The organism is Flavobacterium buctense, assembly GCF_014486695.1.
Classification (GTDB): Bacteria; Bacteroidota; Bacteroidia; order Flavobacteriales; family Flavobacteriaceae; genus Flavobacterium; species Flavobacterium buctense.
The window spans coordinates 413,151-426,944 of sequence record NZ_JACTAB010000001.1 but is presented as its reverse complement, the minus strand read 5'-3'; the positions used below and the strand labels follow the sequence as shown (position 1 = coordinate 426,944).

Annotated in this window: 14 protein-coding genes; 7 read left to right on the top strand and 7 right to left on the bottom strand. The window is 35.8% G+C overall.

Features of this window, described 5'->3' with window-relative positions:
• Positions 1 to 49: 49 nt before the first annotated feature.
• Genes ICG50_RS01880 through ICG50_RS01870 form a run of 3 tightly spaced genes read right to left on the bottom strand, consistent with a single transcriptional unit; the run spans position 50 to position 2,469 of the window.
• Positions 50 to 694, bottom strand: a complete 645-nt coding sequence (locus tag ICG50_RS01880) for an HD domain-containing protein (protein ID WP_187659215.1) — start codon at positions 692 to 694, stop codon at positions 50 to 52.
• A gap of 47 nt (positions 695 to 741) precedes the next feature.
• Positions 742 to 1,731, bottom strand: a complete 990-nt coding sequence (locus tag ICG50_RS01875) for an acyl-ACP desaturase (RefSeq protein ID WP_187659214.1) — start codon at positions 1,729 to 1,731, stop codon at positions 742 to 744.
• Between the two features lie 3 nt (positions 1,732 to 1,734).
• Positions 1,735 to 2,469, bottom strand: a complete 735-nt coding sequence (locus tag ICG50_RS01870; RefSeq protein ID WP_187659213.1) for a lysophospholipid acyltransferase family protein — start codon at positions 2,467 to 2,469, stop codon at positions 1,735 to 1,737.
• Positions 2,470 to 2,715: 246 nt separating this feature from the next.
• Here ICG50_RS01870 and recA point away from each other — a divergent pair, with 246 nt between their 5' ends.
• The 4 genes from recA to ICG50_RS01850 all read left to right on the top strand — a co-directional run bounded on the left by recA (position 2,716) and on the right by ICG50_RS01850 (position 6,438).
• Entirely contained in the window at positions 2,716 to 3,720 is a 1,005-nt protein-coding gene (gene recA / locus ICG50_RS01865; protein ID WP_187659212.1) for a recombinase RecA, read from the top strand.
• 103 nt (positions 3,721 to 3,823) lie between these two features.
• Positions 3,824 to 4,234 (top strand): hypothetical protein, encoded by a 411-nt coding sequence (locus tag ICG50_RS01860; RefSeq protein ID WP_187659211.1) that lies wholly within the window; start codon positions 3,824 to 3,826, stop codon positions 4,232 to 4,234.
• Between the two features lie 27 nt (positions 4,235 to 4,261).
• Positions 4,262 to 4,813, top strand: coding sequence for an RNA polymerase sigma factor (locus ICG50_RS01855; RefSeq protein WP_187659210.1), 552 nt, complete (start codon positions 4,262 to 4,264; stop codon positions 4,811 to 4,813).
• Complete coding sequence (locus ICG50_RS01850) at positions 4,810 to 6,438, top strand: outer membrane beta-barrel protein (protein WP_187659209.1); 1,629 nt, start codon at positions 4,810 to 4,812, stop codon at positions 6,436 to 6,438. The genes ICG50_RS01855 and ICG50_RS01850 overlap by 4 nt, the downstream gene beginning before the upstream one ends.
• A gap of 82 nt (positions 6,439 to 6,520) precedes the next feature.
• On the opposite strand, the gene ICG50_RS01845 is transcribed toward ICG50_RS01850, so the two are convergent.
• Positions 6,521 to 7,258, bottom strand: a complete 738-nt coding sequence (locus tag ICG50_RS01845) for a lysophospholipid acyltransferase family protein (protein ID WP_187659208.1) — start codon at positions 7,256 to 7,258, stop codon at positions 6,521 to 6,523.
• A 73-nt stretch (positions 7,259 to 7,331) separates the two neighbouring features.
• Here ICG50_RS01845 and trpS point away from each other — a divergent pair, with 73 nt between their 5' ends.
• Positions 7,332 to 8,309 carry a tryptophan--tRNA ligase gene (gene trpS / locus ICG50_RS01840; RefSeq protein WP_187659207.1) on the top strand — a complete coding sequence of 326 codons (978 nt, stop codon included), beginning with the start codon at positions 7,332 to 7,334 and terminating at the stop codon, positions 8,307 to 8,309.
• Positions 8,310 to 8,319: 10 nt separating this feature from the next.
• Here the strand turns inward: trpS and ICG50_RS01835 are convergent, their stop codons facing one another.
• Positions 8,320 to 9,753 carry a hypothetical protein gene (locus ICG50_RS01835; RefSeq protein WP_187659206.1) on the bottom strand — a complete coding sequence of 478 codons (1,434 nt, stop codon included), beginning with the start codon at positions 9,751 to 9,753 and terminating at the stop codon, positions 8,320 to 8,322.
• A gap of 10 nt (positions 9,754 to 9,763) precedes the next feature.
• Positions 9,764 to 10,867, bottom strand: a complete 1,104-nt coding sequence (dprA, locus tag ICG50_RS01830) for a DNA-processing protein DprA (protein ID WP_187659205.1) — start codon at positions 10,865 to 10,867, stop codon at positions 9,764 to 9,766.
• A 101-nt stretch (positions 10,868 to 10,968) separates the two neighbouring features.
• Between dprA and ICG50_RS01825 the strand changes: the two genes are divergently transcribed.
• Together ICG50_RS01825 and ICG50_RS01820 are read left to right on the top strand one after the other, a co-directional pair.
• The gene (locus ICG50_RS01825) at positions 10,969 to 11,913 is read left to right on the top strand and encodes an HU domain-containing protein (protein ID WP_187659204.1); all 945 of its coding nucleotides are present in this window, start codon (positions 10,969 to 10,971) and stop codon (positions 11,911 to 11,913) included.
• 60 nt (positions 11,914 to 11,973) lie between these two features.
• On the top strand, positions 11,974 to 12,483 hold the full coding sequence (locus ICG50_RS01820) for an acyl-CoA thioesterase (protein ID WP_187659203.1): 510 nt from the start codon (positions 11,974 to 11,976) through the stop codon (positions 12,481 to 12,483).
• Positions 12,484 to 12,533: 50 nt separating this feature from the next.
• On the opposite strand, the gene ICG50_RS01815 is transcribed toward ICG50_RS01820, so the two are convergent.
• Positions 12,534 to 13,790, bottom strand: a complete 1,257-nt coding sequence (locus ICG50_RS01815; protein WP_187659202.1) for a murein hydrolase activator EnvC family protein — start codon at positions 13,788 to 13,790, stop codon at positions 12,534 to 12,536.
• Positions 13,791 to 13,794: the final 4 nt, after the last annotated feature.

Below are 13,794 nucleotides of genomic sequence, written 5' to 3'. Positions count from 1 at the left end.
CGGTTTTCAAAAGATAAAGAACTGAATACTGACCACTGCTTACTGACCACTATTTCTCACCTTCCCATTCCGCATAAAACTGCGATAGGAAGTTTACCATATACAAATGGCGCGCTTCTGCTATTTTTTTCCCGGTTTCGGTGTTCATTTTGTCTTTCAGCAACAATAGTTTTTCGTAGAAATGATTGAGTGTTGGTGATTCCGAATTTTTATATTCTTCCTTACTCATGTTAAGTTTGGGAGCAATGGCCGGATTGTAAAGGGCCCTGTTTTTGAAGCCTCCATAGTTGAAACATCTGGCAATACCAATCGCGCCAATCGCATCCAATCGGTCAGCATCTTGAACAATTTCGAGTTCCTTAGAGTGGAATTTCTTTTCGAAGTTTCCGCCTTTGAACGAAATGTTTTCGATAATATTTATCACATGCACAATAGTGACTTCATCAACCTTTTCGGCCTCTAAAAAAGTGCGCGCCGTTCTTGGTCCAACCGTTTCATCGCCATTGTGGAATTTACTATCCGCTATATCGTGAAGCAATGCGCCTAACTTTACAATGGTCAAATCACAATCTTCACCTTGAGCAATTAAAACCGCGTTTTTATAAACCCGTTCTATGTGAAACCAATCGTGTCCACCTTCGGCGTTTTTGAGTTTTTCTTTTACAAAAAGTATGGTTTTATCAAGTATTGACATCTTAATGGATTTAAAAAAATCCTTTCGTTGGAAAGGATTTGTATTGGTTATCGAATCAAAGCAGGTTCAACCCATTTGAATATTTTGGTTTCTTCGGGCAAGACCATTCTTTCTGAAATCTTCGCCATTCTTTCCGGCAATCTCATTAAATAATCTCTTGCTTTTTCTGCTTCTGCCGTAAGGTTGGTTATTTTATCAATCTCCCATTTTTCGGTCAATTTCTTTAAGATATCAACATAATCCGCGGCAGTATAAACGCCTAGTTTTTGAGCCGAATTCGAAAATTCTTCAAAAGCAGTACTTATTTTTTCTCCCGATTCTCTCAAGAAAACCGCAGGCATTACAATTTTTTGTTTCATCATGTATTGAAATGCCAACATCATTTCGCTAGGATCAACTTTGAAAATTTGGTTCACAAATTCGCTGTAAGCGTGGTGATGACGCATTTCGTCTCCGGCTATCATTTTACACAATTTGGATAATTTCTTGTCCCCATATTGTTTGGCAATTTGGGAAACCCTATTATGAGAAATGTAAGTTGCCAATTCTTGAAAACTGGTATAGACAAAGTTTTTATAAGGATCACGACCGGTTCCAATATCAAATCCGTCATTGATTAAATGTTGCGTAGTCATTTCCACTTCACGCATGTTGACACGTCCTGATAAGTACAAATATTTGTTTAATAAATCACCGTGGCGGTTTTCTTCACCAGTCCATTGGCGAACCCATTTTGCCCAGCCGTTTCGTTCCACATTGTCAACGCCTTCTACATCCATTAACCAGGCTTCATAGGTTGGCAATGCTTCTTCAGTAATAGTATCACCCACTAAAACTACCCAAAAATCATAGGGTAACTCTTTGGCAATTTCTCTTAGTTCTTTTACTTCTTCAAAGAAATTTTCACTTTCTGAATTAGGTAATAAGTCTGATGGTTGCCATATTTTTTCTACCGGAATTAAAAACTCATCAACAAATCGGTTGACGTCTTTTTCCAGAAACTGCATGACTTCAAGTCTAACATTCTTTTGAGGCATTTTTTAATTTTTTATAGATTGTACTATCGCTTGTTCTGTTTTCACCATCAATTCGTCAAACGGAAAATCTTTTACAGCTATCGGTTCGTGAATGATAAATTGCAAACGATTGCCTAAGCCCATGGGGAAAGCTCCAAATTTAACCATTTTCCACGAATTATTAATGGTAATTGGCACAACATAAGCAGATGGCGCATATTTACATAGGATTTTTAAGCCGCTTTGGGCAAATTCTTTGGGTTTTCCGTTTTTACTTCTTGTCCCTTCCGGAAAAATTACAGCGGAACGTTTGTGTTTTTCGATGTATTCCGACAACCCTTTAATTAGCGGAATGGCTTGTTTGGGATCTTTTCGGTCAATTAAAATGGAACCGCCATGTCTTAAATTATAGGAAACACTTGGGATGCCTTTGCCCAACTCTTTTTTGCTGACAAATTTGGCGTGGAATCGTCTTAAATGCCATATAATGCCAATGATATCAAACAAACTTTGGTGATTGGCCACAAAGATAATGGGAGCATTTTGAGGAATACTCTCTTTGTTTTCAAAAGTATAAGTGGTTCCTAAAATATTAGTGCATTTAGTTAAAAAGAAATTCAAATAATCGACACTTTTTTTATGGGCTTGATACCCAAAAATAGTGTAACAAACCCACTGAATAGGATGAAAAATGACCAATGTCAATCCGAAACACAAATAATAAATTACTGAAATTGGGTAGGATATAAGTTTTTCCATAACGTAAAAATAGTACGCAAAAGTAAGTAAAAATCAAGGGATGAAAAATAAAGCAAGGATAAAAAACATTATAAAAGTTTAACGAAATATACACTTTTAGTATACCGCTGTAAAATCAATTTTTTTTACCTTTAAAAAATAATGTTTGCTTTTATAAAGTTTAAAACAATTTGTTCAAAACTCCTCTAATTTGTCTCTTATGACATCAAAAAAAGCATTATTTTTATGCCACTAAATTTAAAAAAAATGAGTTCAGAAAAAGAAGCCAAATTAAAAGCCTTACAACTAACACTAGATAAATTAGACAAAGCCTACGGCAAAGGAACCGTAATGAAGATGGGAGATAAAGCCGTTGAAGAAGTTGAAGTAATTCCTTCCGGTTCTCTTGGTTTGGATTTAGCTTTAGGCGTAAACGGATACCCAAGAGGAAGAGTTATAGAAATATATGGTCCGGAATCTTCAGGTAAAACTACATTAACCTTACACGCGATTGCTGAAGCTCAAAAAGCAGGTGGCATTGCAGCCTTCATTGATGCAGAACACGCATTTGATAGAAATTATGCTGAGAAATTAGGGGTTGATATTGAAAACTTAATCATTTCCCAACCGGATAACGGAGAGCAAGCTTTGGAAATTGCTGAAAACCTAATTCGTTCGGGTGCGATTGATATAGTGGTTATTGACTCGGTAGCGGCCTTAACTCCAAAAAGTGAAATCGAAGGCGAAATGGGTGATTCTAAAATGGGATTGCACGCGCGTTTGATGTCACAAGCTTTAAGAAAATTAACCGGAACCATCAGCAAAACTAATTGTACGGTTTTCTTCATCAACCAATTGAGAGAGAAAATCGGCGTTATGTTCGGGAACCCTGAAACAACTACCGGTGGAAATGCTTTGAAGTTTTATGCATCGGTTCGTTTAGACATCCGTCGTTCATCACAAATTAAAGATGGTGAAAACGTAATTGGAAACAGAACCAAAGTAAAAGTGGTAAAAAATAAAGTGGCGCCACCATTCAAAACGGCAGAATTTGACATTATGTATGGAGAAGGTGTTTCTAAAACCGGAGAAATACTCGACTTAGCGGTTGAGTTCGAAGTGATTAAAAAAGCAGGTTCTTGGTTTAGTTATGGTGACACCAAATTAGGACAAGGTCGAGATGCTGTAAAGGTTTTAATCAAAGATAATCCGGAGCTTGCCGATGAATTAGAACAAAAAATAAAAGACCTTATCAAAGAAAACAATGCTTAGAAATTAAAAAATGTCTCGTTAAAAAAACGAGACGTTTTTTTTTAGTAACTTAACGCAACCATTTGTGGACATTTACATCTAAAACAAAAAATCTTTTACCATTATGAAAAAAATAGTTTCTCTTATAGCTTTAGTTTTTTTATTTAATTCTTGTACTCCTGATGATCAAACGGATTATTTATTTGAATTATTGCCAGTTGAGAGTGTTGAAATTCCCACAGAATTTACGATGGGTGAAGTCTATCAAATTAAAATGTATTACCGTAGACCAACAACCTGTCACTTTTTCAACACGATTTATTATAACAAAGATCTGAACATAAGAACTGTCGCCATTGAAAGTGCTGTAAAGCAAGTAAGCGACTGTCAAGAACTTACAGAAGATAATCTCGTTGAATGCTCCTTTAACTTTGAAGTAACCAGTAATGGTTCCTATGTTTTCAAATTTTGGCAAGGGCAAGATGATCAAGGAGAAAATATCTTTTTAGAATATGAAATTCCCGTGGTAAACTAAATAAAAGAAACAATCAATTTTTGAAAATTGGATTTAAAACAACTCATAAATGATTGCAAAAACGACAATAGAAAAGCACAAGAACAGTTATACCGATTATACTCACCAAAACTGTTTGCTGTATGCTTGAAATATTCGCGCAATTATGCTGAGGCACAAGACAATTTACAAGATGGGTTTATCCTTATTTTTAAAAAAATTGAGCAATTTTCGTTTAAAGGTTCTTTTGATGGTTGGCTGAAAAGGGTTATGATTAACCATGTTTTACAGCAATACAGAAATCAGACTTTTTTAAGTTTGGTTAATGAAGATATAGCCGATGATCAAGAAGTTGAAATAGAAGACGATTCCATTACCATGGATTATTTATTGAGAATCATCCAGGAATTACCCGATAGGTACCGATTGGTTTTCAACCTTTATGTAATTGATGGCTTTTCGCATGCTGAAATTGGGGAAATGTTGACCATTACAGTGGGCACCTCAAAATCGAATTTGGCCCGAGCCAGAATGATTTTAAAAGAAAAAATAGAACAATACAAAAACGAAGAAACTAAAAAGTTCCCTTCTGCAAAATGAATAATAAAAAGAACATAGATAGACTTTTTCAAGAAAAATTCAGAGATTTCGAAGCCAATCCGGCTGAAGATTTTTGGAACAATATTGAAGCAAAACTCGACGAGAAAAAGCGCAAAAGAGTGATTCCGTTTTGGTGGAAATTCTCCGGTGTTGCCGCTGTATTTCTGATAGGAATTTTAATTGGTAACCAAGTTTTAAAAGATGATATTACTCCAATAAACCCTATTGTAATCGAAGATAATTCTAACCAAACTAATGGAAAAAAAACGGATGTTGTTATAAAAAATAATGACCCTAACAAAGTCAATTCAAAAAGGAATGCCATTTCTGAAGAAGCCATTTCTAATCAAGAAAAATCCAATGGCGGTATACCAAAATCAGCTCACAATGGCGATCCCATCGTTAATAAATCAACAACAAACGAACAAAACCATGCTGAAAAAATAAAATCTTCTACAAACTCAGCTCCTTCAAACTCAGCGATTGTCCAAGGCAAATCAAAGAAAAACCGTTCTTCTATAAATAAACTGAGTTCGGAGAAAAACGAAACTTTAGTTAACGAAACTTTGAAAAAAGAAGGACTTCAATTGGCTGTCAGTAAAGAAAAAAATAACCTGTCTGCTAATAATCCTCAAGCCAAAGGCGAACTGAGTGAAGCTAAACTGCTTGCTCAAACCAACAAAAACGAAACTGACAAATCAAACAATGCCAATCCGTTATTAATCAATAAAGAACTTAATCTTGAAAGTTTAAAAGAGAATGATAATTCGAAAATTGCTTTAAAAGAAATCGAAAATAAAATTAATGATACTGCCAAAAACAACAGTATTGCTAAAAATGAGTTGGAAGAATTGCTTACTAAAAAAGAAGACAAGCTACAACCAGAGGCAAAACTAAACAGGTGGCAAATCACTTCCAATGTTTCGCCTATTTTCTTGGGTTCAGCTACTAATGGTTCGCCTATCGATTCAACATTAGTAAACAATTCTAAATCCTATAATACCGGAGTTGGTTTTGGAATCGGTGTTAGTTATGCCGTTAGTAAAAAACTCACGGTTAGAACCGGATTGAACAAATTCAATATGAGTTACAACACTAATGACATTATTTATTTTGCCGGAATAGAATCGAGAACCTTAAAACATATCAATGCAACGCCTGAAAGTTCAATGATACAAGTCCATAGCGCCGTAACAGTCAATACTAATGCTGTTACTTCCGAATCAGAATTATTGCCTTTTGAAGACTCTTTTGCCAATAAAAACAAAGGGTACATCAATCAGGAAATGGGTTATTTAGAAATGCCTGTAGAAATGACCTATGCTTTATTAGACAAGAAATTCGGCATCAAAATTATCGGTGGTTTCAGTACGCTTTTCCTTCAAGACAATGCGGTTAACGTGGTCTCTGAAAACAGAAGTACCTTCTTAGGTGAAGCCAACAATTTGAACAACATTCATTTCAGCACTAATTTTGGTATTGGATTAAAATATGGCTTTATGAAATCATTTGAGTTCAATGTCGAACCAACGTTCAAATACCAATTAAACACCTTCAGTTCAGATGCCGGTAACTTCAAACCTTATTTGTTTGGAATTTACAGTGGCATCAGCTATAAATTTTAGTTTGTGCTTGTTTAAAATTAGTTAAGTGGTGTTATTGCTTTCGAGTAATAACTGAAAAGAGTTCCCTAGTTAGGAACTCTTTTTATTTTAAATCGTTGTGTAAATCATTTAAAATTAAGGCTCTGACATTTTCTTTTAAAGTCTTTTTAAACTCTTGACTTTGATTTTTGGTTTCAAAAAAAGAATGGACTTTTGCTCTCATTATTCCGGGGCTTCCGCTAAAAAATGTATACGAGAAAAGCCTTTTGTTGTCATAAAAAGTCATTGGAACAATTGGAATTTCATGCTCAATGGCTAAGCGAAAAGCACCGTCTTTGAACTCATCTAAAACCACGCTTTCATCAGGAACGCCGCCTTCGGGGAAAATACAGATGCTTACCCCTTGCTTTAGTCTATTTTGGGCTCTTTCAAAAACAGCCATTCTGCTTTTAGAACTTTTTCTGTCTACTAAAATGCAGGTTCGTTTATAGAAAAATCCAAATAACGGAATCTTAGACAACTCTTTTTTGCCTACAAAAACAAAAGGGTTTTTCACAATAGAAAGCATCAACATTATATCAGTCATAGAAGTGTGATTGGCTACAAACATGTAACTTTTCCCTTCTTGAGGTTTTTCTTCAAAGGCAACTCTAACACGATAACCCATGCCGAAAAGAATGAATTTGGCCCAGATTCTCGCCATCACGAAAAAATAAGAATACCATTTCTCAGAAAGAATAGAAATAAAAAGAAACGGAAACATAATGATGATAGGAATCGCCATCAAAATATAGAACCAAACGCGATAAAGCGTCCAAAAAACAATTTTCAATGCTCTCATGTGGTCAAATGTAATGAAAGGTATGCAATTTTTAATACAAACGTTTAACTTTGCGATTAGAAAAAAATTGAAGATGTCAAAAATTTTAACCGGAATTCAAAGCACGGGAACGCCACATTTAGGAAACTTATTGGGCGCGATTTTGCCTGCGATTGAACTGTCAAAAAATCCAAGCAACGAGTCGTTTCTCTTTATTGCTGATTTACATTCAGTTACTCAAATTAAAAACGGCGATGAGCTTCGTCAAAACACTTACAGCACTGCTTCTGTTTGGTTGGCTTGTGGATTGGATGTCAACAAGGTGATTTTTTACCGTCAAAGCGATGTGCCTCAAACAGCCGAATTGTCTTGGTATTTGAGTTGCTTTTTCCCTTTTCAACGTTTGACTTTAGCCCATTCTTTCAAGGACAAAGCCGATCGATTGGAAGATGTGAATGCCGGTTTGTTTTCGTATCCAATGTTAATGGCTGCGGATATTCTATTGTATGACGCTAATTTTGTTCCGGTGGGAAAAGACCAAATGCAACACATTGAAATCACCCGTGATGTTGCTTCTCGTTTTAACCACCAAATGGGGGAAACTTTTGTCATTCCGGAAGGAAAAGTGCAAGAAGAAACCATGTATGTTCCGGGAACAGATGGCTTTAAAATGAGTAAATCTCGAGGCAATATCATCAATATTTTCTTGGAAGATAAAGCCTTACGCAAGCAAATCATGAGTATAGAAACTGACAGTACGCCTTTAGAAGAACCAAAAAATCCGGATACTTGTAAAATATTTGGCATTTATAAATTAGTGGCCAATGCGGATCAGATTGCCGAAATGAAAATCAAGTATATCAATGCTAACAGAGATTTTGGTTACGGTCATGCCAAACAAGCGTTGTTTGAATTGATTTGTGAACGTTTCAAAACCGAAAGAGAAAAGTACAACTATTATATGAGTCATCAGGAAGAAGTTGATGCTTTATTGAAATTAGGTGCCGCCAAAGCAGGAACTATTGCCGATGGTGTTTTACAAAAAGTAAGGGTGAAACTCGGTTTCGAATAATTTTTATTGGTTAATTTTCGATTAATCCTTCTGAATCTATTCTCAAATGGCCATTGATAAAGTCAATAGCTGCGTCATTTTTGAATATATAATCGGTTTCGAGGACTTCTTTTACATTCGGAATCAACTCGCTGAAACGGTATTCTACAACCGATCCGTTTCTAATAAATAAATGGGTGCTTTCTGTTTGAAAAGTAGCTAGTTTTTTGCCCATATAAATATTAAAAATGGTTTTAGCATCAACATTGTTAAAGTTGACTTCAGCAGATTCTCCGGCCTTGATAAAATGAGCTGTTCTTGGCATTTTTATGGTGTCATATAAAACCGCATTTTCCAAAAGCACCATGTCATAATTAGAGACATTGCTTACCTTTAAGTAATTATTACTCTCTCCCGTCGGCTGGTTTTCATAAAAAGTTTCAAACGGATTTTGACCGGTTTTTATATTACTGAAATGGGTTAATCTTCTGATTTTTGATTGATTATAATCGGCTAAAAACACCCGGAAGCTATCAATTTTAAACTTCATATCTGTGTAATAACGGTCTATTTTTCTTGATTCAGACTGCATTTCATAATCGTCATAATTCTGATAACTATCGAACTGAGAATTCATCTCTGAAATATCGCCTACAAATAGCCAAACTCTCCATATTACTAATGTTGCTACTACCGCATAAATCCAATAATATTTTTTGGCGTTAACCGCAAACGGTTTGTAATTGATCTCGGCACTTTCCTTCAACATGCCAATATTTTTAGAAAGATTTTCGTCAAGCGAATGATAATTTTTCATAGCCGTAAACGTTCTCTTGGCCAATTCAGAACTCTTATCGGCAATGTACATATTCATTACTGTAGTGAAAAATGCTTTGACTTTTACTTCAATAACCTCATTTTTTAATCCATTCAAAAAAAGGAAGAAATTAGCGTCTTTGATATACAATATTTTGGAGAAATCTCTGAAAGGCGGTTTCAAAGTCTGATTGGCCAAATCCAGTTTTTCTGCAGCATAGTAGAACATTTTTTCAGTAACTCTATCCGGTAAATAAGGATGGGCTTCAGACAAAGAAGCAATTTCCTGAAAATCATTGGCTCCCATTTTATCATAAACAAATGGATTGAGTTCGGCTATTAAATACGTTTGAATAAAACCCTTAATAGCTTGTTCGTCTTCAATAGTAACTTCCTGAAATTGTTTTTTGGAGCGATTTTTTTTAGCGAAAAAATTGAACAACGCTCTATTGTTCATCACCGCTTGAAACTGTTTTGGACTGTATTTTAAGGCGGCCAGAAAAGAAGTGATTGATTCCTGAGTTAAATTGGGATGATTCTGTTTTTCGTCCTCTAATTTGCTTTCAAATTCGGCAAAATCTGTTGCTTTCAAAAAAGGCATTTTGGAAGTTTCTATAGACAATAAAACTGCAATTTCAATTATATTCATGGGTTTGATTTTAAACTGCTTCAAACAATTTTCCGGGCAAAGGTCTAACAATTCCTTTTAATTCCATAGTCAAAAGAATGGAAGAAATTTTAAATATCGGAAAGTCACACTCAAGCGCCACCATGTCAAGGGATTGTTTGCCATTTTTCTGCAAGTAATCATAAATTTTTTGTTCTTCAAAATCCAAAGTCACAAAAAGTTGTTTTTGTATCGATTTTGTTTCTTTGACTTCTAATGCCCAATTCAAACAATAAACCAAATCCGCTGCCGAGGTCATCAAATGGGCGCGCTGGGTTTTAATCAAATCATTACACCCTTGACTGTATTTATCAGACGTTCTTCCCGGAACGGCAAAGACATCTCGGTTGTAATCATTGGCCATATTGGCTGTAATTAACGAACCGCCTTTATCGGCACTTTCAATCACTATTGTGGCTTCGCTCATTCCGGCCACAATTCGATTTCGCTTTACAAAATTTTCTTTTTCCGGATTGGAAGTACTCCAAAATTCTGTTAGGAAACCACCGTTTTGTTCCATTTTGGCGACATACTTTTTATGCGTTTTAGGATAAATTTGATTCAATCCATGAGCCAAAACTCCAATAGTTTGCAAATCGTTTTCCATAGCCGACTGATGGGCAACAATATCAACGCCATAGGCAAATCCACTGACAACGATAGGATTGAAAATGGCTAAATCTTCGAGGAATTTTTTACAAAATTCCGTACCGTAGGACGTAATCTGTCTTGTTCCCACAATACTAATCATTTTGCGATTGTTAAAATCAAAATTACCTGAAGCAAAAAGCAAAATCGGGCCATCAATACAATGCTTCAACCTTTCGGGATAATCCTCATTTTGAAAATACAAGACCTGACACTTTTCGTTTTGGATGTAGTGCAATTCTTTTTCGGCTTTTTCAAAAACGAATTTGTCTTTAAGGTTTTTAACCAACACTTCGCCAACACCATCAATGGCTTTTAAAGCTTTCAACTTTGATTTAAAAACATTTTCCGCTGAACCACAATGGCTTATGAGTTTTTTGGCTACAATATCACCCACACCGTCAACTTGTGAAAGGGCTAAAAGATGAAAAAGTTCGTTTGTATTCATATCAATAAATTACTACAAAACTAAATATTTTTCTTTTGGATTGTTAATAAAATTTGTGAATAATTTTTTGATACTACTATTGTTTCTCTAAATTTGTTGGTATGAAGATTGAACCATACATTTCCCAATTATTATATCGTTATCAATGCGTTACCGTTCCTGGTTTCGGTGCTTTTTTGACCGAATTCCAGTCGGCACAATTGGATGAAAATGCCCATTCGTTTTATCCGCCGAAGAAATTGGTATCGTTCAATCCTTTCCTCAAAAACAACGATGGTTTGTTGGCCAATCATTTAGCACAAACTGAAAAGATAGCTTATGAAATTGCGGTAAACGCCATTCAAAATGAAGTTGCTGATTGGAAAAACAATATCCAAGAGTTTGGTCGTTTTTCAATCAAAAATATTGGAGAGTTCACTTTAAACGCTGAAAAAAACTTGGTGTTTGTTCCGGTTGATCAAATCAATTACTTGAAAGAATCTTTTGGTTTAAGTTCGTTTGTTTCTCCTGCGGTAAAGCGTGAAGCATACAAACAAGCCGTTGAGACCTTAGAAGAAAGAGCACCTATCTCTTTCACACCAGAAAAAAGAAGCGGTTATAAAGCTTTAAAATACGCTGCAATTGTTACCCTTTCTATAGGTTTGACCGGAGTTTTGGGTTATAAATTGTATGACAATTATTTAATGCAAGTTGAACAAGAAACTTTATTGGTGCAATCCAACGTTCAGAAAAAAATTAATCAAAAAATACAAGAAGCAACCTTCTTCATCGAAAATCCGTTGCCAAGCGTAACCTTGACTGTTCCAAATGAAAAAATGCCTTATCATGTGGTTGCAGGCGTTTTCAGAATAGAGAGCAATGCCGAGAATGCTTATCAAGCTTTGCTGAAATTGGGCTTTAAAGCCAAAAGATTACCTGCCAACAAACACGGCATGTTTCCGGTGCTTTATGGAAGTTATGCTTCATACACCGAAGCCCAAGGCACAATGAAAGACATTCAAAAACTCGACAATAAAGAGGCTTGGTTGCTGATAGAAGAATTATAAAAAAGTCCTGAGAAATCAGGATTTTTTGTTTTCTGTAATTACCTTTGCCAAAAAATTGACATGACGCCAAAACATCCTTCAGAATCTTTAACGGTTTTAACCGATTTAGTTTTACCCAGCGAAACCAATCCATTGAACAATCTTTTTGGTGGTGAATTACTCGCCAGAATGGACAGAGCTGCCAGTATTGCCGCCCGAAGACATTCGCGTAGAATTGTGGTAACGGCTTCAGTAAATCACGTGGCTTTTAATAAAGCTATTCCATTGGGAAGCGTTGTAACGGTTGAGGCCAAAGTTTCAAGAGCTTTTACCTCTTCCATGGAGATATTTATTGATGTTTGGATTGAAGATAGAGAATCGGGAAGCAGAGCTAAGGCCAACGAAGCCATTTACACTTTTGTAGCAGTAAACGAAACCGGTAATCCTGTTCCAGTTCCGGCTATCGAACCGGAAACCGAGTTGGAAAAATCAAGATATGATGCCGCACTTCGAAGAAAGCAATTGAGTTTGGTTCTGGCCGGAAAAATGAATCCACACGACGCTACTGAATTGAAAGCATTATTTGTATAACAAAAAAAGTCCGGTCCAGACGCTACGGGATCAGGACTTTTTTTATCTTTTTATCTTCCTGACAACCAAGTGGTTGGATTGAAAAGCGTAGAGTTTTGTGAAACCAAGAATTTAAGTACTGTTCTGCCATCGGCATCAGTCCTGATTTTACCTAACGATTGTTTGGCCGAAACCTTATCTCCTACTTGAACGTTTACTGAACTTAAATTTTGGTAAATGGTAAAGAAATCCCCGTGTTTAACAGAAACTGCTTTTTTGAGTGGTGATATTTGTTGTACTTGAGTAACTTCTCCGGCAAAAACAGCTCTGGCTGAAGCACCACTTTCTGTAGAAATCTCAATACCGCTGTTGTGCACTTCTAAAGTCTTAAATACCGGATGTGGTTGATTACCATAACCTAAACTGATAGCACCCTTTTCCACCGGCCAAGGTAATCTGCCTTTATTCGCTTTAAAATTATCAGAAACTATTTTGCCTTCCGGTGTTAAAACGATTTTAGTTGAAGTCTCAATAGCCTTTTTCTCAGCGGCTGTGATTTTGGGGTTTGCTTTAACATTGGCTGCCGCTGTTTTTCTGTTGGCTGCAGCAATCGATTCGCGAATCATTTTTTTGATTTGAGCATCTATCTTTTTCGTTTCCGCTTGCTTTTTCTTGATTTCAGCCGTAATCTTTCCTTTTTCTTTCTTAATTTGATTGGCTATTTTTTCTTGTTCTTGCTTTTCTTTTACCAAGGCTTGTTTTTCCTTTTCATTTTCAGCAATTAGTTTTTCCTTTTCTGATTTTTGGGCGCCAATTTTTTCATTGTAAGCTACTAATTGAGTAGTTTTCCCTTTGATTTCTTCCCCTTGCATTTTTCGGTAACTCGCATATTGTTTCATATACTGAGCTCTTTTATAAGCTTGAAGGAAGTTTTGCGACGACAATAAAAACATAGCCCTACTTTGCTCAGAACGGCTTTTATAAGACTTTACAATCATCTCTGAGTAGTCTTTTCTGAGTTGTTCTAAGTCACGGTTGAGTTGGTTAATTTTAAGCTGGTTGATATAAATATCGTTACTCAATAACTTGGTCTGCTTTTCGGTCGTCTTGATTAATTTTTCTTTCAATCCGATTTTTTCTTTTTGAATCATTAGCTGACTAACGACTGATTTCTCTTTGGTCTTAACTGATTGTAACAGCTTTTCTTTCTCTTGAATTTCGAGTTGAATTTTAATTTTTCGCTGTTCGAGTTCTTCTTGTGTAGGCGGTTGGCTCCACATTGGCGTAGCTAAACAAAAGAAGAGTAGGCAGAAAAAGAATTTTGGCATAGTT

What these genes read in the sequence shown, in the direction of transcription:
- ICG50_RS01880 (WP_187659215.1), bottom strand. Translation starts at nt 694, where the DNA reads ATGTCAATACTTGATAAAACCATACTTTTTGTAAAAGAAAAACTCAAA.
- ICG50_RS01875 (WP_187659214.1), bottom strand. Translation starts at nt 1,731, where the DNA reads ATGCCTCAAAAGAATGTTAGACTTGAAGTCATGCAGTTTCTGGAAAAA.
- ICG50_RS01870 (WP_187659213.1), bottom strand. Translation starts at nt 2,469, where the DNA reads ATGGAAAAACTTATATCCTACCCAATTTCAGTAATTTATTATTTGTGT.
- recA (WP_187659212.1), top strand. Translation starts at nt 2,716, where the DNA reads ATGAGTTCAGAAAAAGAAGCCAAATTAAAAGCCTTACAACTAACACTA.
- ICG50_RS01860 (WP_187659211.1), top strand. Translation starts at nt 3,824, where the DNA reads ATGAAAAAAATAGTTTCTCTTATAGCTTTAGTTTTTTTATTTAATTCT.
- ICG50_RS01850 (WP_187659209.1), top strand. Translation starts at nt 4,810, where the DNA reads ATGAATAATAAAAAGAACATAGATAGACTTTTTCAAGAAAAATTCAGA.
- ICG50_RS01845 (WP_187659208.1), bottom strand. Translation starts at nt 7,258, where the DNA reads ATGAGAGCATTGAAAATTGTTTTTTGGACGCTTTATCGCGTTTGGTTC.
- trpS (WP_187659207.1), top strand. Translation starts at nt 7,332, where the DNA reads ATGTCAAAAATTTTAACCGGAATTCAAAGCACGGGAACGCCACATTTA.
- ICG50_RS01835 (WP_187659206.1), bottom strand. Translation starts at nt 9,753, where the DNA reads ATGAATATAATTGAAATTGCAGTTTTATTGTCTATAGAAACTTCCAAA.
- dprA (WP_187659205.1), bottom strand. Translation starts at nt 10,867, where the DNA reads ATGAATACAAACGAACTTTTTCATCTTTTAGCCCTTTCACAAGTTGAC.
- ICG50_RS01825 (WP_187659204.1), top strand. Translation starts at nt 10,969, where the DNA reads ATGAAGATTGAACCATACATTTCCCAATTATTATATCGTTATCAATGC.
- ICG50_RS01820 (WP_187659203.1), top strand. Translation starts at nt 11,974, where the DNA reads ATGACGCCAAAACATCCTTCAGAATCTTTAACGGTTTTAACCGATTTA.
- ICG50_RS01815 (WP_187659202.1), bottom strand. Translation starts at nt 13,790, where the DNA reads ATGCCAAAATTCTTTTTCTGCCTACTCTTCTTTTGTTTAGCTACGCCA.